At 76.7% G+C, this 19,089-nt stretch carries 14 protein-coding genes and 1 pseudogene; 13 read left to right on the top strand and 2 right to left on the bottom strand.

All coding sequences use genetic code 11. The features are described 5' to 3' along the window. The first annotated feature begins 135 nt into the window (after window positions 1–135). The 7 genes and pseudogenes from ssd to FHX36_RS24170 all read left to right on the top strand — a co-directional run. Window positions 136–1,170 carry a septum site-determining protein Ssd gene (gene ssd / locus FHX36_RS12705; protein ID WP_343056605.1) on the top strand — a complete coding sequence of 345 codons (1,035 nt, stop codon included), beginning with the start codon at window positions 136–138 and terminating at the stop codon, window positions 1,168–1,170. Then, window positions 1,167–2,318: a TadA family conjugal transfer-associated ATPase gene (locus tag FHX36_RS12700; protein ID WP_183513794.1), complete on the top strand. Its 1,152-nt coding sequence runs from the start codon at window positions 1,167–1,169 to the stop codon at window positions 2,316–2,318. The genes ssd and FHX36_RS12700 overlap by 4 nt, the downstream gene beginning before the upstream one ends. Then, window positions 2,315–3,106 carry a type II secretion system F family protein gene (locus FHX36_RS12695; RefSeq protein ID WP_183513793.1) on the top strand — a complete coding sequence of 264 codons (792 nt, stop codon included), beginning with the start codon at window positions 2,315–2,317 and terminating at the stop codon, window positions 3,104–3,106. The genes FHX36_RS12700 and FHX36_RS12695 overlap by 4 nt, the downstream gene beginning before the upstream one ends. Beyond that, on the top strand, window positions 3,103–3,834 hold the full coding sequence (locus tag FHX36_RS12690) for a type II secretion system F family protein (RefSeq protein WP_183513792.1): 732 nt from the start codon (window positions 3,103–3,105) through the stop codon (window positions 3,832–3,834). The genes FHX36_RS12695 and FHX36_RS12690 overlap by 4 nt, the downstream gene beginning before the upstream one ends. Before the next feature lie 142 nt (window positions 3,835–3,976). After that, on the top strand, window positions 3,977–4,207 hold the full coding sequence (locus FHX36_RS12685) for a DUF4244 domain-containing protein (RefSeq protein ID WP_110554153.1): 231 nt from the start codon (window positions 3,977–3,979) through the stop codon (window positions 4,205–4,207). A 6-nt stretch (window positions 4,208–4,213) separates the two neighbouring features. Next, window positions 4,214–4,591 (top strand): TadE family type IV pilus minor pilin, encoded by a 378-nt coding sequence (locus FHX36_RS12680; RefSeq protein WP_258373046.1) that lies wholly within the window; start codon window positions 4,214–4,216, stop codon window positions 4,589–4,591. Then, window positions 4,588–4,923 (top strand): annotated as a pseudogene (locus tag FHX36_RS24170) (Rv3654c family TadE-like protein); the annotation flags it as partial. The gene FHX36_RS12680 and the pseudogene FHX36_RS24170, both read left to right, overlap by 4 nt. 45 nt (window positions 4,924–4,968) lie before the next feature. Here the strand turns inward: FHX36_RS24170 and FHX36_RS12670 are convergent. Next, window positions 4,969–7,503 carry a DEAD/DEAH box helicase gene (locus FHX36_RS12670; RefSeq protein WP_343056603.1) on the bottom strand — a complete coding sequence of 845 codons (2,535 nt, stop codon included), beginning with the start codon at window positions 7,501–7,503 and terminating at the stop codon, window positions 4,969–4,971. A gap of 197 nt (window positions 7,504–7,700) precedes the next feature. Between FHX36_RS12670 and FHX36_RS12665 the strand changes: the two genes are divergently transcribed. From FHX36_RS12665 to FHX36_RS12645, 5 genes are all read left to right on the top strand, one after another. Continuing rightward, the gene (locus FHX36_RS12665; RefSeq protein ID WP_110554132.1) at window positions 7,701–9,962 is read left to right on the top strand and encodes a sodium-translocating pyrophosphatase; all 2,262 of its coding nucleotides are present in this window, start codon (window positions 7,701–7,703) and stop codon (window positions 9,960–9,962) included. Between the two features lie 129 nt (window positions 9,963–10,091). After that, window positions 10,092–10,424: a hypothetical protein gene (locus tag FHX36_RS12660; RefSeq protein ID WP_110554131.1), complete on the top strand. Its 333-nt coding sequence runs from the start codon at window positions 10,092–10,094 to the stop codon at window positions 10,422–10,424. Beyond that, window positions 10,421–11,944, top strand: a complete 1,524-nt coding sequence (locus FHX36_RS12655; RefSeq protein ID WP_183513791.1) for an alpha/beta hydrolase — start codon at window positions 10,421–10,423, stop codon at window positions 11,942–11,944. The genes FHX36_RS12660 and FHX36_RS12655 overlap by 4 nt, the downstream gene beginning before the upstream one ends. Window positions 11,945–12,151: 207 nt before the next feature. After that, window positions 12,152–15,004: a type I DNA topoisomerase gene (gene topA, locus FHX36_RS12650; protein ID WP_110552412.1), complete on the top strand. Its 2,853-nt coding sequence runs from the start codon at window positions 12,152–12,154 to the stop codon at window positions 15,002–15,004. 13 nt (window positions 15,005–15,017) lie between these two features. After that, on the top strand, window positions 15,018–15,761 hold the full coding sequence (locus FHX36_RS12645; protein WP_110552413.1) for a class I SAM-dependent methyltransferase: 744 nt from the start codon (window positions 15,018–15,020) through the stop codon (window positions 15,759–15,761). 4 nt (window positions 15,762–15,765) lie between these two features. On the opposite strand, the gene FHX36_RS12640 is transcribed toward FHX36_RS12645, so the two are convergent. Further along, entirely contained in the window at window positions 15,766–16,566 is an 801-nt protein-coding gene (locus FHX36_RS12640) for a trans-aconitate 2-methyltransferase (RefSeq protein ID WP_110552414.1), read from the bottom strand. A 197-nt stretch (window positions 16,567–16,763) separates the two neighbouring features. Here FHX36_RS12640 and tmk point away from each other — a divergent pair, with 197 nt between their 5' ends. After that, on the top strand, window positions 16,764–19,058 hold the full coding sequence (gene tmk, locus FHX36_RS12635; protein WP_110552419.1) for a dTMP kinase: 2,295 nt from the start codon (window positions 16,764–16,766) through the stop codon (window positions 19,056–19,058). Window positions 19,059–19,089 lie beyond the last annotated feature (31 nt).

Here is a 19,089-nt window from a genome sequence, read left to right as displayed (position 1 = left end):
CCGGGCGCACCGCCGTCCACACCCGGAGGGGTTGTCCACAGATGGCGGCGGCACCTCGCCAGCCGGCCCGGGCTCGGCTGCGCTGGGGAGGTGTCTGCTGCTGCGCACCCCACCGGCCCCGCCCACCCGCTCGTCGTGGGCGCTGATCCCGTCCTGCTCGACGACGTGCTCCGGCTGCTGGCCGCCGCCGGCACCACCGGAGAGCTGACCACCGGCGGCAGCGCGCTGCGCCGGGCGCACCGGGACGCCCCGCTCGTGCTGCTGGGGGCCGACGTCCTGGCCAGCGCTGCGGTGCAGGCCCTCCCGCGCCGTCCCGGCGTGCTGGTGGTGGTGGACGGCGAGCCCGACACCGCGGTGTGGCCGGCGGCGGTGGCGGTCGGGGCCGAGCGGGTCGTGGTGCTGCCCCGTGACGAGACCTGGCTGGTCGAGCGGGTCGCGGCCGCGGTCCGGGCGCCGGTCCGCCCGGGGTGGGTGGTCGCCGTCGGAGGCGCCGGCGGCGGCGCGGGCGCCAGCACGCTGGCGACCGCGCTCGCGCTGGCCGCGCGGCCGTCCGCAGGTGAGGGCGTGCTCCTGGTGGACGGGGACGGGTGGGCCGGCGGCCTGGACCTGCTGCTCGGTGCCGAGGGGTCGCCCGGGCTCCGCTGGCCCGAGCTCGCCGCGGTGAGCGGCCGGGTCGGCGGTCCGGCCCTGGCGGCGGCGCTGCCCGAGGCCTGCGGGGTACCGGTGCTGGCCGCCTCTCGCGAGCAGCCCGGTGAGGTGCCGGCCGAGGCGCTGCTCGCCGTGGTCACCGGCGCCCGGGACACCGGGTGCGGCGTCGTGGTCGACCTGCCCGTCCGCGGCACCGCGGCCGAGCCGGTGCTCGCCGAGGCCGACCTGGCGGTGCTGCTCGTGCCGGCCCGGTTGCGCTCCGCCGCGGTGGCGCGCGCCCTGCTGACCGGCGAACGGAGCCCCTGGTCGTCGGCGGTGGTGGTCTTCCGCGTGCTGCCCGGCGGGCTCAGCAGGGGGCAGGTGGCCGACGTCGTCGGTCGTCCGGTCGTGGCCGAGCTCGCCGTCGACCGGTCGGCGGTGCCCCGCAGCGAGCGCGGCGAGCCACCGTCCGTGGCGGCGCGGTCGCCGTTCGGGTTGGTCAGCCGGCAGCTGCTCGGCCGGCTCCCCGGGCGGGCAGCGTGAGCGACTCGGCCCCGCCCCTGGTGGAGCGGGTGCGGGCCCGGCTGGCCAGCGGTGCCGGCGCGCCGAGCCCGGTCGCCGTCGCGGCGCTGGTGCGCGAGGAGGCCGGCGGGCTGCTCGGCGACGGTGCGGTGCTGACCGCTGTCCGGGCGGCGACCGACGAGCTGTCCGGGGCCGGCGTGCTCGAGCCGCTGCTGCGCCTGCCCGGCGTGACCGACGTGCTGGTCAACGGCCCGGCGTCGGTGTGGGTCGACCGGGGAGCCGGCCTGGAGCCGGTCGACGTCCGGTTCCCCGACGAGGCCGCCGTCCGCCGGCTGGCGGTGCGGCTGGCGGCTGCGGCCGGGCGGCGGCTCGACGACGCCGCTCCGTGGGTCGACGCCGGCCTGCCCGACGGCACGCGGCTGCACGCCGTGCTGCCGCCGGTCTCGGGGTCGGGTACCTGCCTGTCGCTGCGGGTGCTGCGCCGGGCGGTCCTCTCCTTCGCCGACCTGGCCGACCGCGGCGCGTTCCCGGGCGCCGCCGCCGACCTGCTGACGGCGCTGGTGCAGGCCCGGTTGGCCTTCCTGGTCACCGGTGGCACCGGCACCGGCAAGACGACCGTGCTCTCGGCGCTGCTCGGGCTGGCCGGGCAGCACGAGCGGCTGGTGCTCTGCGAGGACGCCCCGGAGCTCGCGCCGCTGCACCCGCACGTCGTCCGGCTGCTCACCCGGCCGCCCAACGTGGAGGCCGCCGGCGCGGTGACCCTGCGCGACCTGGTCCGCCAGGCGCTGCGGATGCGCCCGGACCGGCTGGTCGTCGGCGAGGTGCGCGGCGCGGAGGTGGTCGACCTGCTCGCCGCGCTGAACACCGGCCACGACGGCGGCTGCGGCACCCTGCACGTCAACCGCGCCGGTGACCTGCCCGCCCGGCTGGAGGCGCTCGGCGAGGCAGCCGGACTGGGGCGGGCGGCGGTGCACAGCCAGGCAGCGGCCGCGCTCTCCGTCGTCGTGCACCTGCGCCGATCGCCGGCGGGGCGGCACGTCGCCGAGCTGGGCGTGGTCCGGCGCGACGGTGCCCTCATCGAGGTGGTCCCGGGCTGGCGGGCCGACGGCGGCCCGTGCCCGGCCGGCGACGAGCTGCACCGGCTGCTGGACGGGCGGGGCACCGGGTGAGCCCTGCCCTGCTCTGCCTGGCCGGGGCGCTGCTGGCCTGGCCCTCCGCGGCACGGGCCGCCCGGCTCGCCGGCCCGCCGGGCGTCCCGCGGTGGCCTGACCTCGGTGCCCTGGTCGGCGGTCGGGCGGGGCCGGCCCTGCTCGCCGCGGCCGCCGGCACCTGCGGGCTGCTCCTGTCCACTGCGGTGGTGGCCGGGTTGGCGGCGGTCTGCGGTGGTGCGGCCGGGCGTGCGCTGCGGCAGCGCGCTCTCGCCCGCGCGGGCGAACGGAGCTGCCGCGCGCTGGTCGAGGCGCTCGGGGCGCTGAGCGCCGAGCTGCGGGCCGGGCGCCCGCTCGACGAGGCCACCGGTGCCGCCGTCGGCAGCTGCCCCGACCCGGGCACCGCCGCCGTCCTCGGACCGGTGCTCCGGCTGGGCGAGCCACCACCGGGGGCAGCTGCCGGCGAGTCGGCGCAGGCGCTGCGGCGGCTGGCCGCGGCGGTGCGGCTGAGCGCGCAGACCGGCTGCTCGCTGGCCGGCGTGGTGACCGCCGTCGAGGACGACCTGCGCGCCCGGGCGCACGCCGAGCAGGAGCTGCGCTCGGCGGTCGCCGGACCCCGGGCGAGCGCGACGGTGCTGGCCGGGCTGCCGGTGCTGGGGCTGCTGATGGGCAGCGGGGTGGGCGCCGACCCGTGGCGCGTGCTGACCACCACGGGCACCGGCACCGTGCTCCTCGTGCTCGGCGTGGCCCTCGAGCTGGCCGGCACGGCGTGGTCGGCGCGGCTGGTCCGCCGCGCGGTGCAGCGGTGACCGCGGCCGCGCTCGCCCTGGCGGCGGCCCTGCTGCTGTGGGTGCCGCCCGGCACCGCCCGCCGGCGCCGGCTGGCGGCCGTCCTGCCCGGCCCGGTGGGTCCGGTCCGCCTGGCGCGCTGGCCACCGGGCGGCCCGCCCGGGCCGGTGCGCCGCTGGGCGGAGGCGGCCGGAGCGGCGATCGCCGTCCTGCTGGTCCTGGGCGGTGGTCCGGGGGCCGCGCTGGCCGGGGCCGCGGCAGGGGTCGCCGTCGAGCGGCTGCTCCGCCGGTCCGGCGCCCCGCCGGACGAGGGGGCGGGGCTGGCCCGCGACCTGCCGGTGGCCTGCGACCTGCTCGCCGTCTGCCTCACCGCCGGCACCCCGGTCGGCGCGGCCCTCAGCGCGGTCGGCGGCTCGGTGGCCGGCCCGCTGGGGGAGCGGCTGAGCGAGGTCGGGGCGCTGTACCGGCTGGGCGCCGCGCCCCGCCGCGCGTGGTCGACGGCCCCGCCGCCGCTGGACGCGCTGGCCCGCACGGTGGTCCGGGCCGGGGAGTCCGGGTCGGCGGTGGTCCCTGCCCTGCAGCGGCTGGCCACCGACCTGCGGAGCTCCAGCCGCAGCGAGACCGAGGCCGCCGTCCGCCGGGCCGGGGTCTGGGTGCTGGCACCGCTGGGGCTGTGCTTCCTGCCCGCGTTCCTCTGCCTGGGCGTCGTGCCGCTGGTGCTCGGCATCGCGGCGGACGTCTTCGGCTGAGGCACATCACCGCCCCGCGCGTGGGCGGTCGTCCACATCCCGCCCCGCTCTCCACACCTGCGCCGCGGAGCTGGGGCGCGGCGGACCGGGACCGCAGGCTCGATCCCGTCGGACCGGCAGGCGGTCCGGAGGAGGAGGGGACATGGACGAGCAGTCGCAGGTCGCGCAGGAGCCGGCCGGCAGGGGCGCGCTGGCCCGGCGGTGGGCCGACCTCCGGGCCGCCGACGAGCAGGGCATGAGCACCGCCGAGTACGCCGTCGGCACCGTCGCGGCCTGCGCCTTCGCCGCGGTGCTCTACCAGGTGGTCACCGGTGGGTCGGTGGTCACGGCCCTCGGCGGGCTGGTGCAGTCGGCGCTGGCCACGCTGTCCTGAGCCGTCGTGCGCACACGCCGTCCCGCCCGGGCCGAGGCCGGCATGGTGACCGCGGAGACCGCGGTCGTCCTCCCGGTGCTGCTGCTGGTGCTGGCCGGTGCCGTCTCGGCGGTCGTGGTCGTCGGCGCCCAGCTGCGCTGCGTGGACGCCGCCCGGGAAGGGGCCCGGGCGGCGGCCCGTGGAGAACCGGTCGCTGTGGTGCAGCGCGCGGCGGCCGGTGCCGCACCCGACGGCGCGGCGACCGAGCTGGGCGGGGACGGCGAGACCGTGCAGGTCACCGTCTCGGCGACGGTGTCACCGCTGGGGCCGCTGCCCTGGACGGTCGAGGTGTCGGCCACCGCGACGGGGCTGCGCGAACCCGCCGCCGAGGTGGGTGCGCCGTGAGGGCCGACGACCCCGAGCGCGGGTCCGCCACGGTGTGGACGGTCGCGCTCGCTGCGCTGCTGGCCACGGTGGGAGCGGCCGTCGTGCTGGTCGGCGCGGCGGTGGTGGCGCGGCACCGGGCGACCACCGCCGCTGACCTGGCGGCGCTGGCGGCCGCCGGCCGGGCGGTGCTGGGCGACCCGTCCGCGTGCTCGGTGGCCGGGGAGGTGGCGGCGGCCAACGGCGCGGTGCTGGACTCCTGCTCCGTCAGCGCCGGGGCGGTGGTGGAGCTGCGGGTGCACGTCCCGGTCCGGCTCGGCCCCGTCGGCGTCGTGGACGCACCGGCCCGGGCCCGCGCGGGGCCGGCACCGCCCGACGCCGGGAGCGCAGGCGGGTCGTCAGAAGACGAGGTCGTCGGGGTCGGCAGGGGGCGCGTCGGCCACGGCGTCGGGTCGGGCCTCGGGCTGGGTGTCGGTCTCCGGGACCACCGGGGCGGTGGTGCCGAACAGCCCGGCCCGCGGCGCCGGGCGCCGGGTGACCTCGGCCTCCTCGGCGGTGAGCTCCGGGGCGGAGGCGAGCTCGTCGAGGACCACGTCCAGCACCCGGACCGCACCGGCCTTGTCCAGCGGGTCGTTGCCGTTGCCGCACTTGGGCGACTGCACGCAGGACGGGCAGCCGGACTCGCACTCGCAGCTGGCCACCGTGGCCCGGGTCGCCTGCAACCACTCGCGCAGCACCGCGTAGCCGCGCTCGGCGAACCCCGCACCGCCCGGGTGCCCGTCGTAGACGACGATCGTCGCCGCGCCGGTGTCGGGGTGCAGCGCGGTGGAGATGCCGCCGAGGTCCCAGCGGTCGCAGGTCGCCAGCAGCGGGAGGATGCCGATCGAGGCGTGCTCGGCCGCGTGCAGCGAACCGGGCAGGGCCGCGTCGGTCACGTCGGCACGGGTGACCGCCCGGTCGTCCAGCGTCAGCCACACCGCGCGGGTGCGCAGCTGCCTCGGCGGCAGGTCCAGCGGGAACTCGGCCAGCACCTCGCCGGTGCCCAGCCGCCGCCGCTGGTAGGCGACCACCTGGTTGGTGACGTCCACGACGCCGGTGTGCGCGGTGACCGCGCCCAGCCGGCGGGTGCGGTCCACCGAGACGATGGACAGGTCCACCACGTCGCGGGCGACGGTCGTCCACTCCGGGCTCTCCGGGTGCACCACCGCGCAGGCGTCCTCGACGTCGAACTCGTCGACGACGTAGGTCTCGCCGCGGTGCACGTAGAGCGCGCCGGTGTGCACGGTGGCGTGCGAGGCGTCGCCGTCCACCGTGCCCAGCAGCCGGCCGGTGGCGCCCTCGATGATCGAGACCGGCGGCTCGCCGCTGCCGCGGATGTCGACGTCCGGCCGCCCGCGGCCGGCCCAGTACCAACCGGCCGGCCGGGCCCGCAGCAGACCGTCGGCCACCAGCTCCTCGACCTGCGCCGCGGCCACGTCCCCGCCGAAGTCGGCGAGGTCGTCGGGCACCAGCGGCAGCTCGGCGGCCGCGCAGCACAGCTGCGGGCCGAGCACGTAGGGGTTCGCCGGGTCGGTGACCGTCGCCTCGACCGGGCGGCCGAAGACGGCCTGCGGATGGTGCGCCAGGTAGTGGTCCAGCGGGTCGTCGCGGGCCACGAAGACGACCAGCGACTCGTTCTGGGCCCGCCCCGCGCGGCCGGCCTGCTGCCACATCGAGGCCAGCGTCCCGGGGTAGCCGGCCAGCACGACCGCGTCCAGGCCGGCGATGTCGATGCCCAGCTCCAGGGCGTTGGTGGTGGCCACCCCGAGCAGCGCGCCCGTGCTCAGCGCGCGCTCCAGCTCCCGGCGCTCCTCGGGCAGGTAGCCGCCGCGGTAGGAGTCGACCTTGGCCACCAGGTCGCCCCGGCCGCGCGACCGCAGGACGGCGCGTGCCTGCTCGGCGACCGACTCGGCCCCGCGCCGGGAGCGGACGAAGGCCAGCGTGCGGGCGTTCTGCTCGACCAGGTCGGCGAGCAGCCCGGCGGCGTCGGCGGCTGCGGAGCGCCGGACGGGTGCACCGTGCTCACCGGTGCGCTCGGTCAGCGGCGGCTCCCAGAGCGCGAACGTGGCACCGGGGCGGGGCGACCCGTCGTCGGTCACCGCGGTCACCGGGGCGCCGACCAGCCGGCTGGCCGCCGCGGCCGGGTCGGCCACGGTCGCCGACGCGAGCACGAACACCGGCTCGGCGCCGTAGCGGCGGCAGATCCGCCGCAGCCGGCGCAGCACGTGCCCGACGTGCGAGCCGAAGACCCCGCGGTAGGCGTGGCACTCGTCGATCACCACGTAGGCGACCCGGCGCAGCGTGCTCGACCACCGCTGGTGGGCCGGCAGGATCCCGCGGTGCAGCATGTCGGGGTTGGTCACGATCCAGCGCGAGTGCCGCCGGACCCACTCCCGCTCCTCGGTCGGGGTGTCCCCGTCGTAGGCCGCCGGGCGCACCGAGGGGTCGGCCAGCGCGGCCACCGAGGCCAGCTGGTCGCGGGCCAGCGCCTTGGTCGGGGCGAGGTACAGCACGCAGGCCCGCGGGTCCTCGGTCAGCGCGGTGAGCGCGGGCAGCTGGTAGGCCAGCGACTTGCCCGACGCCGTCCCGGTGGCGACGACGACGTGCGACCCGGCACGGGCCAGCTCCGCGGCGGCCACCTGGTGGCTGAACGGCTCCTGCACGCCCCGTTCGGCCAGCCGCTCGCGCAGCGCGCCGTCGACCCAGGCCGGCCACGGCGCGTTGCGGCTGGGTCGGACCGGGAGCCGGTGGACGTGGGTGACCGGGTCGTCCTCGGGGTCGGTGCCGGACAGCAGCGAGGCGAGCAGCTCGGTGCCCGGCAGCGTGCCCCCGGCGGGCTCGACCGTCTCGGCCGGCGCGTCGGCGGGGAGACCGACGGAGCGCAAGGACGTCACCACCCCACTGTCACACCGCCGCGCAACCCCTCGTCCGGGGCCCCGGGCCGGATGACGCAGGGTGTGAACGAGATCACAAGCAGGTCTGGTATTGGCGCGGATCCTGCGGCACAGTGCGTCCCACGCCGGGCCCTCCCCGCGCGAAGGCCCGGGGGCGCCGGGCGGGTGCGCGCCCCCACCTCGCCGCGGAGGAACACATGCCCGACACCGAACTGTCCGGAGGCGACCTCACCCTCGTGGCGGTCGTCCTCGTCATCTCCCTCGCCGCCCTGGGCTTCGCCTTCTACCTGTCGAGAGCCGTCATGGCCGCCGACCAGGGGACGCCCAAGATGCAGGAGATCGCCAGGGCGATCCAGGAGGGAGCCGGCGCGTTCCTGCGACGGCAGTTCCGCACGTTGGGCGTCTTCGCCGTCATCGTCTTCGTCCTGCTGCTCCTGCTCCCCGTCTCCGACGGCGGGGTGGGCACCCGGGTGGGTCGCGCCGTCTTCTTCCTGCTCGGCGCCGCGTTCTCCGCCTCGGTCGGGTTCATCGGGATGACCCTGGCCACCCGGGGCAACGTCCGGGTCGCCGCGGCGGCCGCCGCGGGCGGTCACCGGCCGGCCTTCCGCATCGCGTTCCGCACCGGTGGCGTGTGCGGGATGATCACCGTCGGACTGGGGCTCTTCGGTGCCTCCCTCGCGCTGCTGCTGTTCCAGGAGACCGGCCCGGTCGTGCTGGAGGGCTTCGGCTTCGGTGGCGCGCTGCTGGCGATGTTCATGCGGGTCGGCGGCGGGATCTTCACCAAGGCCGCCGACGTCGGCGCCGACCTGGTCGGCAAGGTCGAGGCCGGCATCCCCGAGGACGACCCCCGCAACGCCGCGACGATCGCGGACAACGTGGGCGACAACGTGGGCGACTGCGCAGGCATGGCCGCCGACCTCTTCGAGTCCTACGCCGTCACCCTGGTCGCCGCGCTGATCCTCGGCCAGGTCTTCTTCGGTCCGGTCGGGATGGTCTTCCCGCTGGTCGTCGCGGCGGTCGGGATCATCGCCTCGATCGTCGGCATCCTGGCCAGCAACCCCGGCGCCGGCGACAGCTCCTGGATGGCCCCGATCAACCGCGGCTTCTTCACCTCCGCCGCCGTCTCCCTCGTGCTGGTCGCGGTGGCGTCGTTCACCGTGCTGCCCTCGATCTCCGACGGGCTGGACGTCTCGGTCAGCCCGCAGGTGCTCGGCTTCGTCTCCGTGCTCATCGGCATCGTCCTGGCCGCGACCATCCAGCAGCTCACCGGCTACTTCACCGAGACCTCGCGCCGCCCGGTCAAGGACGTCGGCCGCAGCTCGCTGACCGGACCGGCCACCGTGATCCTCTCCGGCATCTCGCTGGGCCTGGAGTCCGCGGTCTACGCAGCGCTGCTCATCGGCGCCGCCGTCTACGGCGCGTTCCTGATCGGCGGTGCCGCGGCCCTCTACGCCGTCGCGCTGGCCGGCTGCGGGCTGCTCACCACCGCCGGGGTCATCGTCTCGATGGACACCTTCGGCCCGGTCAGCGACAACGCGCAGGGCATCGCGGAGATGTCCGGCGAGATCGACGAGGAGGGCGCCCAGGTGCTCACCGACCTCGACGCCGTCGGCAACACCACCAAGGCCATCACCAAGGGCATCGCCATCGCCACCGCCGTGCTCGCCGCGACTGCCCTCTTCGGGTCCTACAACGCGAGCATCGGCGACGCCCTGGACGACGCCGGGGCCACGCTCGGCGACGCCTTCACCCTGGTGTCGCCGAACAACGTCGTCGGCGCGGTCATCGGCGCCGCGGTCGTCTTCTTCTTCTCCGGGCTGGCGATCAGCGCGGTGTCCCGCGCCGCCGGCCGGGTGGTGTTCGAGGTCCGGGAGCAGTTCCGCACCCGGCCCGGGATCATGGACTACAGCGAGCGCCCCGACTACGGCGCCGTCGTCGACATCTGCACCAAGGACTCGCTGCGCGAGCTGGCCACCCCGGGCCTGCTCGCCGTCCTCGCTCCTGTCGCCGTCGGCTTCGGGCTCGGCTTCGGCCCGCTGGCGGCCTACCTGGTCGGCGCCATCGCCACCGGCACGCTGATGGCCGTCTTCCTCTCCAACTCCGGCGGCGCCTGGGACAACGCCAAGAAGATGGTCGAGGACGGCGCCTACGGCGGGAAGGGCAGCCAGGCGCACGCCGCCACGGTCATCGGCGACACCGTCGGCGACCCCTTCAAGGACACCGCCGGTCCGGCCATCAACCCGCTGATCAAGGTGATGAACCTGGTCGCGCTGCTCATCGCCCCCGCCATCGTCGGGATGTCGGTGGGCGACGACGAGAACACCACCCTGCGCGTGCTCATCGCCCTCGGCGCGACCCTGGTGATCGTCGTCGCCGTCGTGATCAGCAAGCGCCGGTCCATCGTGGTCGGCGGGGAGAGCGACACGACGACGAGCGCGCTGACCACCAGCGCACCCTGAACCGGGGTCCGGCGCGCTGGTTGTGGACACCGGTCCCCGGTGTGGACGACGGCGCCCGGCCCCCGCCCGGCGTTCCTAGCGTCGCTGCACAGGCCCTGCCGCGGGGCCGCTGCCGCGCCGGGAGGCCCCGTGTCCCACCTGATCTCCGTCCAGCTCGACGTGCTGGGCGGGCTGCTCGCCGAGCTGCGGGCGCTGGGCGCGGAGCTCGACGACGAGCAGCGCACCGCCACCGCGGCCGGCCGCTCGCTGGAGCAGGCGCTGGCCGGCCCGGTGGGGGATGAGGCGCGGCTGACCGGAGGGCAGTGGACGGGCGCGCTGGCCGCGCTCGCCGCCCGCACCCTCGCCGTGGCAGCGACCCTGGACGCCGCGCTCGCCGCCTACCGGGCTGCCGACCTCGGTCTGGCCGGTCAGCTCGCGGGCGGCAGCGCCGGGCGTGTCGGGACCCGGGCGGTGCCCCGGTGACCGCCCTGACCCAGGTCGCCGGCTGGGACGTGCCGGCGGTGCGCGGCGGGGTGGCCGGCCTGGACGAGGTGGCCGCCCGGCTGCTGCCCTGGCGCACCCGGCTCGACGTGCTCGGCCGCCGGCTGGGGACGGCGGAGTGCTGGTCGGGGCCGGCCGGGGAGGTCGCCGCGACCGCCGTCGTGGAGCTGTCCACGGTGGCGTCCGGGATCGCCGGGGCGATGGGCTCGTCGCTGATCGGCCTGCAGGGGCTGCATGCCGCGGCCGCCGAGGCGCAGGAGTGGGCGGCCGGCGCGCTGGCCACCGCCGACGCGGCGGGGCTGACCCTGGACGACGCGGGCCGGCCCGGGGGTCTGCCCGCCGCGCCCGCCCGGACGATGGCGCCCGACCAGCTGGCCGACGTGCTGGCCGTCCACCGGGCCGCCGAGGTCGCCGGTGCCCGCGCGGAGGAGGCGCTGCGTGCCGCGGCCCGGGCGCTGGGCTGCGCCTGCGACGCCCGGAGCCCGCTGGACCGGGCCGGGGTGGGGGTCGCCGTCCCGGCCGGCTTCGACGACCTCACGGCGCGGCTGCCGCCGCTGGTGCTGCCACCGCTCCCGCTCCGCCGCGACCCGCAGCGGGCCGCGACGTGGTGGGCGGGGCTGACCGCCGCCGAGCAGCTGGCCGAGATCGCCGCCCGGCCGGCCCGGGTGGGCGCCCTCGACGGGCTGCCGGCCTGGGCCCGCGACCAGGCCAACCGGCTCGTGCTGGCCGCAGCCGTCGCGGGTGCGGTTCACGGAGAGCGGCGGGTGGTGGCGGAGGTGGTGGCCGCGCAGCTGACCGCCCACGAGGCGGCCGGCCGGCCGGTCCAGCTGCTGCAGTTCGACCCGGCCGCCGACCTGGTGGCCGTCGCGCTGGGCGACCTGGACACCGCGGCGGCGGTCGGGGTGCTGGTGCCGGGCATCAACACCACCCCCGGCGACGACCTGCCCGGGCTGCTCGGCGACGCGGCCGCCGTGGGCCGGGCGGCGCAGGCCGCCGCACCCGGCCTGGCCGTCGCCACCGTCGCCTGGCTCGGCTACCGCCCGCCCGGCCTGGCGACCATGGCGCTGCCGCACGCGTCCCGCCGGGGCGGTCCGTCGCTGGACCGCGCCCTGGACGGGCTGGCCGCGGCGCGCACCACCGCCGGGACGGCTCCCGCGCCGCGGACGACCGTGGTGGCGCACAGCTACGGCACCGTGGTGGCCGGGCAGGCGGTGCGGGCGCCGGGGCGGCTGGCCGCCGACGCGCTGGTGCTGCTGGGCAGCCCCGGGCTGGCCGGCGGCGGAGCCGAGCAGCTGGAGGTCGACGAGGTCTTCGGCGCCGCCTCCCCGGCCGACCCGGTGGCCTGGCTCGGGTGGTTCGGCAGCGCGCCGTCCGACTTCTCCTACGGCGACGTGCCGCTGCCCGCCGAGGTCACCGAGGGCCACACCGACTACTACGACCCCGACCGGCCGACCCTGGCCGCGATCGGCGAGGTCGTCGCCGGGGTCGGTGGTGAGGGGTGAGGTCCGGGTGGGGCCGCCCCGGGCCCGGGAACGGGCAGCGCCGCCAGCCGTTGGAGAGACGACGCCGCGCCCGGTTTCGCTCGCCGCACGGGCTCCTGTCCGAGCGGTGGCCTACCGTGGCCTCGCCGAACGGGTGCAGCTCGCTCTGCCCCGTGTGCGTCCGGGTCCCGTCCCGGCGCCTGCACCAGCACCCCCGACAGGAGCACCGTGCCGCCCACCAAGACCACGAAGTCCGCGTCGTCCACCAGCGACCGGGCGCCGCGCAAGCGCACCGCCGCGTCCGGAGGCAAGCCGCTGGTCATCGTGGAGTCCCCGGCCAAGGCGAAGACCATCGCCGGCTACCTGGGCAGCGACTACGTCGTCGAGGCCAGCATCGGGCACATCCGCGACCTGCCGCGCAACGCCGCCGACGTCCCCGCGGCGCACAAGGGCGAGTCGTGGGCGCGGCTGGGCGTGAACGTCGACAACGGCTTCGAGCCGCTCTACGTGGTGAGCCCCGACCGGCGGCAGCAGGTGTCCCGGCTCAAGCAGCTCGTCAAGGAAGCCAGCGAGATCTACCTCGCCACCGATGAGGACCGCGAGGGCGAGGCCATCGCGTGGCACCTCATCGACACGCTCAAGCCGACCGTGCCGGTGCGCCGGATGGTCTTCCACGAGATCACCCGCGAGGCCATCGCCCGCGCCGTCGCCAGCCCCCGCGAGCTGGACACCGCGCTGGTCGACGCCCAGGAGACCCGCCGCATCCTCGACCGCCTCTACGGCTACGAGGTCAGCCCGGTGCTGTGGAAGAAGGTGCTCCCCAAGCTGTCCGCCGGCCGCGTGCAGTCGGTGGCCACCCGCATCGTCGTGGAGCGCGAGCGCGCCCGGATGCGCTTCCACGCCGCCGACTACTGGAGCGTCGAGGGCACCTTCGATGTCGTCGGCCAGACCACCGGCACCGACGCCGGCGAGCCCCGCCAGCTCCAGGCGAGCCTGGTCACCGTCGACGACCGCCGGGTGGCCAGCGGCCGCGACTTCGACCCGGACACCGGCCGGGTCACCAGCGACGTGGTGCACCTCGACGAGGCCGGCGCCCGCGGGCTCGCCGCCCGGCTCGAGGGCACCCGGATGGCGGTCAGCCGGGTCGACGAGCGCCCGTACCGGCGCCGCCCCTACGCGCCGTTCATGACCTCGACGCTGCAGCAGGAGGCCGGCCGCAAGCTCGGCTGGTCCTCGGCGCAGACGATGCGCACCGCGCAGCGGCTGTACGAGAACGGCTTCATCACCTACATGCGCACCGACTCGACGAACCTGTCGGAGACGGCGCTGTCGGCGGCCCGCAACCAGGCCCGCGAGCTGTACGGCGACGCCTACGTGCCGGCCGAGCCGCGCCGCTACTCCAAGAAGGCCAAGGGCGCGCAGGAGGCGCACGAGGCCATCCGCCCCGCCGGTGACTCCTTCCGCACCCCCGGTCAGCTCGCCGGTCAGCTCGCCCGCGACGAGTTCCGGCTCTACGAGCTGATCTGGCAGCGCACCGTCGCCTCGCAGATGGCCGACGCCGTGGGCCAGACCGTCAGCGTGCGCCTGGCCGGCCGGTCGAGCAGCGACGAGGCCGTCGAGTTCGCCACCAGCGGCCGCACGATCACCTTCCCCGGCTTCCTGCGGGCCTACGTCGAGGGCAAGGACGAGGACCACAGCAACGACGACGCCGAGGCCGACGACGCCGAGCGCCGGCTGCCCCGCCTGGAGCGCGGCCAGCCGCTGGACACCCGGACGCTGGACCCGAAGGGGCACACGACCACCCCGCCGGCCCGGTACACCGAGCCCAGCCTGGTCAAGGCGCTCGAGGAGCTCGGCATCGGCCGGCCCTCCACCTACGCCTCGATCATGCAGACCATCCAGGACCGCGGGTACGTGTGGAAGAAGGGCTCGGCGCTGGTGCCGACCTTCATCGCCTTCGCCGTGGTCAACCTGCTCGAGCAGCACTTCGCGGCGCTGGTCGACTACGACTTCACCGCCTCGCTGGAGGCCGAGCTCGACGAGATCGCCGCCGGCGACCTGCGGCGCGTCGACTGGCTGACCGAGTTCTACTTCGGTGGCGGCGGCGGGCACGCCGGCGGCATCGCGGCGTCCGGCGGCCTCAAGTCGGTCATCGGCCAGCGGCTGGAGGAGATCGACGCCCGCGGCGTGAACTCCATCCCGCTGCAAGCCGTCGCCCCCAACGGCGACCCGGTCGTCGTCCGGGTGGGCCGCTACGGGCCGTACCTGCAGGCCGGCGGCGAGGAAGGCGCGCGGGTCAGCATCCCCGACGACATCGCCCCCGACGAGCTGACCACCGAGAAGGTCACCGAGCTGCTCGACGCCCCGTCCTCGGACCGGACGCTGGGCACCGACCCGGAGTCCGGGTTCCCGGTGGCGGTGAAGGCCGGCCGCTACGGGCCCTACGTCACCACCCTGGTGCCCGAGGGCAGCAAGGAGCAGCCGCGCACCGCGAGCCTGTTCAAGACCATGACGCCGGAGACGGTCACCCTAGAGCAGGCGCTGCAGCTGCTCACCCTGCCGCGGACCGTGGGCAAGGACGCCGACGGCGAGGAGATCCAGGCGCTCAACGGCCGCTACGGGCCCTACATCAAGAAGGGCACCGACTCGCGCTCGCTGGAGAGCGAGGACCGGCTGTTCACCGTCACCCTCGACGAGGCGCTGGCGATCTTCGCCCAGCCCAAGCAGCGGGGGCGTGCCGCGGCGAAGCCGCCGCTCAAGGAGCTGGGCCCGGACCCGGTCAGCCAGGGCCAGGTCACCGTGCGGGAAGGGCGCTTCGGTCCCTACGTCACCGACGGCGAGCACAACGCCAGCCTGCGCAAGGGCGACGACATCGAGACGCTCACCCTCGAGCGGGCGGCCGAGCTGCTGGCCGACCGCCGCGAGCGGGCGCCGGTGAAGAAGAAGGCGACCGCCAAGAAGACCGCGGCGAAGAAGGCCCCGGCCAAGAAGGCGACCGCCAAGAAGACGACGGCGAAGAAGACGACCGCGAAGAAGGCCGAGCCGGCCGTGGCCGCCGCGCCGGTGCCCGCGGGCAGCTGAGCGGGAGCGCGGCATGGAGGGCTGGCAGGAGCGGCGGACGTCGTTCGGGTCGGTGGCTGCCGAGTACGCCGCGCTGCGCCCGGGCTACCCGGCCGACGCGGTCGCCTTCCTGCTGGGGGAGCGGCCGCTGCGGGTGCTCGACCTGGGGGCCGGCACCGGTCTGCTGACCGACGTGCTGCTCGCCGCCGGGCACGAGGTGGTCGCCGTCGACCTGTCCGGCCCGATGCTCGACCAGCTGCGGGCCCGGCTGCCGCAGGTCCCGACGGCGGTCGGGGGAGCCGAGGCCGTCCCGCTGCCCGACGCGGACGTCGACGCCGTCGTCGCCGGGCAGGCGGCGCACTGGTTCGACCCGGCGCCCGCCGCGGCCGAGCTGCGCCGGGTGCTGCGGCCCGGCGGCGTGGTCGGGCTGGTCTGGAACACCCGCGACGAGCGGGTGCCGTGGGTGCGGGCGCTCGGTGAGCTGCTCGCGGAGGAGAGCCGCGACCACGAGGCGGACCAGGGCGTCGTCGACCGCTTCGCCGCGGAGCTGCCGGCCACGGTGGCCACCTTCGACTCCGGCACCGTCCAGCACGTCACGCCCGAGCAGGTCGTCGCCGGCATCGGCACCCGCAGCTACGTCGCCACCATGGACGGCGCCGGGCGCGAGCGGTTCCTGGGCCGGGTCCGCGACCTGCTGGCCGCCCACCCCGACACCCGCGGCCAGGCCCAGCTCGAGCTGCCGTACACGACCCGCGCGTACCGCCTGACCCCGCGCTGAGCGGTCAGCCGGGGCGGTGGCCCACGGCGAACACGCGCCGGAACGGCAGCACCGTCGTCCCGTCGTCCTGCCGGGGATAGGCCGCCCGCAGCGCGGCGGAGTACTCGGTGGTGAGCTCGTCGGCGTCCGGCGGCGACAGCCGGGCGAGCACCGGGCGCAGCACCGTCCCCGACACCCAGCGCAGCACCGGGTCCTCGCCGGTCAGCACGTGCAGGTACGTCGTCTCCCACACGTCGGCGACCAGGCCGGCGCCGGTCAGCACGTCCAGGTACCCGGCCGGGGTCAGGACGGCGGCCGGGTCCAGCACGGCGTCGTCCCCGGGTGCCAGCCGCGCCGCCCACCGCGGTGACCCGACCAGCGCGGCGAGCAGCGCGTGCGTCGGCGCCTCCTGGTTGCCGGGCACCTGCACCGCCAGCCAGCCCTCCGGAGCCAGCTCGCCGGCCCACCGGGACAGCAGCGGACCGTGCCCGGGCACCCAGTGCAGCGCCGCGTTGCTCACCAGCACGTCCACCGGCTCGGCGGCCCGCCACTCGCGCAGGTCCCCGGGGGTGAACCGGAGCCGGCCCGGCACCGCGTACGCCTGCGCCGCGGCCAGCATCGACGGCGAGCTGTCGACCCCGGTGACCGCCGCGTCCGGCCAGCGCTGGGCGAGCGTCGCGGTCACCGAGCCGTCGCCGCAGCCGAGGTCGACCACGACCCGCGGGTCGTCGGCGCCGACCCGGGACACCAGCTCGGCGAAGGGCCGGGCGCGCTCCCCGGCGAACCGCAGGTAGGCCGCGGGGTCCCAGGCGCCGGGGGTCTGCACCGGCCGAGGCTAGCGCCGGGCGGACCTCCGGGACGGCGGGAACGGGACGGTTCCGTCGTCCTCGCCCGGTACGGTGACCGGGCCGACGCGACACCACCCGTGCCGCCACACCCCGGGGGTTCCTGATCAGCTCCGACCCGACGGACCACCCGTCCGCCAGCGGCGTCCCGGCCGTGCCGGGTGCCGGGTCGGGCGGGGTGACGGGTGCGTCCCCGGAGCCGCGCCGGGCGGTCCCCGCCGACGGGCTGCCGCCGGCCGGCACGCCCACCCCCGACGGCGCCGGCGTCCCGCTGGTCGGCCTGGACCTCGACGCCACGGTGGCCGCCGACCGGCCCGGCGTCGACCAGACCGCGCCCGCCGAGGACGAGGCCGAGCAGGACGACGACGCCCACGGCGGCCCGGTCGCGGTGGGGCTGGCGGCCAAGGTGCGGGCCGTCCTGCGGGTGCGCGACTTCCGCAAGCTCTGGCTGTCGATGTCGCTGTCCAGCTTCGGTGACTGGCTGGGCCTGCTGGCGATCACCGCGACGGCGACCTCGCTGGTGGACGGCTTCGCCGCGGCGAACTTCGCCCTCGGCGGCGTCCTGCTCTTCCGGCTGCTCCCCGCGATCGTGCTCGGCCCGCTCGCCGGGGCCTTCGCCGACCGGTTCGACCGCCGCAAGACGATGGTCGTCTCCGACCTGCTGCGGTTCGCCCTGTTCGCCTCCATCCCGATCGTCGACCAGCTGGTCTGGCTGTTCGTCGCCCAGTTCCTCATCGAGGCGATCAGCCTGTTCTGGATCCCGGCCAAGGAGGCCGCGGTCCCGAACATGCTCCGCAAGGACCAGCTGGAGCCGGCCAACCAGCTGTCGCTGGTGACCACCTACGGCCTCACCCCGATGCTCGCCGCGGTCGTCTTCGCGGTCCTCGGCTCGGTGGGCGGCCGGCTCAGCGACCTCATCCCGGGCGTCGACGAGATCGACCTGGCGCTCTACCTGAACGCGGTCACCTTCCTCGTGGCCGCGGTGGTCATCTGGAACCTGCCGTCGATCAGCGGCCGCCGGGCGGCCGGCGTGCAGGTCACCGGCGAGAGCTTCTTCGGCTCGCTGCGCGAGGGCTTCTCCTTCGCCGGCCACACACCGCTGGTCCGCGGCCTGGTCGTCGGCATCACCGGCGCGTTCATCGCCGCCGGGGTCGTCATCGCCACCGGCCAGGCGTTCGTCAACGCCCTGGGCGGCGGCCAGTCCGCCTACGGGCTGCTGTTCGGCTCGGTCTTCCTCGGGCTCGGTCTGGGCATCGCGCTGGGGCCCAGCGTCGCCCGCGACCTGTCGCGGGAGCGGCTGTTCGGGATCGCCATCGTCGGTGCCGGCGCCGCCCTGCTGCTGCTGGCCTGCGCGGTCGCGCTGTGGATCGCGCTGCTGCTGGTCGTGCTGATGGGCTTCTTCGCCGGCATCGCCTACCTGGCCGGCTTCACCATGCTGGGCACCGAGATCGACGACGCGATCCGCGGCCGCACGTTCGCGCTGGTCCAGTCGCTGGTCCGGGCGGCGCTGATCGTCTCGCTGGGCATCGCCCCCTTCGGCGTGGCGCTCATCGGCCAGCACCGCATCGACCTGGCCGCCGTCACCGTGCCGGTCACCGGCGAGCGCGTGATGCTGCTGGTCGCCGGCCTGCTCGCCGTCACCGTCGGCCTCGTGGCCTACCGGCAGATGGACGACGGCCGGCCGGTGCCGCTGGTCGCCGACGTCCTCACCGCGCTGCGCCGCGACGACACCGCCCGCCGGCGGCTGGCCGGTGGGGGCGTGTTCATCGCCTTCGAGGGCGGCGAGGGCGCGGGCAAGTCCACCCAGGTGCGCCGGCTGCAGGAGTGGCTGACCGAGGAGGGCCTGGTCGCCCGCACCACCCGCGAGCCGGGCGGCACGCCGCTGGGCGGGAAGATCCGCGGGATGGTGCTCGACACGGCCAGCGCCGGGCTGTCGCCGCGGGCCGAGGCGCTGCTGTACGCCGCCGACCGCGCCCAGCACCTGCACGACGTGCTCCGCCCGGCGCTGGACGCCGGCGAGGTGGTCATCACCGACCGGTTCGTCGACAGCTCGCTGGCCTACCAGGGCGCCGGCCGCACCATCCCGATGGACGACGTCCGGTCGATCTCCCGCTGGGCCACCCAGGGGCTGCAGCCCGACCTCACGATCCTGCTCGACCTGCCGCCGGAGGTGGGGCTGGCCCGCGCGCGCGGTCGGGCCGCCGCCGACCGGCTGGAGTCGGAGTCGATCGACTTCCACCAGCGGGTCCGCCGCACGTTCAACGCCCTGGCCGAGGCCCAGCCCGACCGCTACCTGGTGCTCGACGCCCGGCGCACGCCCGACGAGCTGGCCGCCGCGATCCGCACCCGGGTCAGCGAGCTGCTGCACGGCCTGCCGCTGCAGCAGCTGCCGCCCGACGCCCGCGTCCCGCGCACCCGCCGGCACGGCGAGCACGGCGTCCAGACCGGCTCCACGCCGCAGTTGCACCCGTGAAGGACCCCCTCCTCCTCACCACTCGCGAGCT

This window comes from Modestobacter versicolor (assembly GCF_014195485.1).
In the GTDB taxonomy this organism is placed as follows: Bacteria; Actinomycetota; Actinomycetes; order Mycobacteriales; family Geodermatophilaceae; genus Modestobacter; species Modestobacter versicolor.
The sequence above is the reverse complement of the archived record's forward strand: the minus strand, read 5'-3'. Positions and strand labels throughout refer to the sequence as shown.

What these genes read in the sequence shown, in the direction of transcription:
- FHX36_RS12665 (WP_110554132.1), top strand. Translation starts at nt 7,701, where the DNA reads ATGCCCGACACCGAACTGTCCGGAGGCGACCTCACCCTCGTGGCGGTC.
- FHX36_RS12685 (WP_110554153.1), top strand. Translation starts at nt 3,977, where the DNA reads ATGGACGAGCAGTCGCAGGTCGCGCAGGAGCCGGCCGGCAGGGGCGCG.
- FHX36_RS12645 (WP_110552413.1), top strand. Translation starts at nt 15,018, where the DNA reads ATGGAGGGCTGGCAGGAGCGGCGGACGTCGTTCGGGTCGGTGGCTGCC.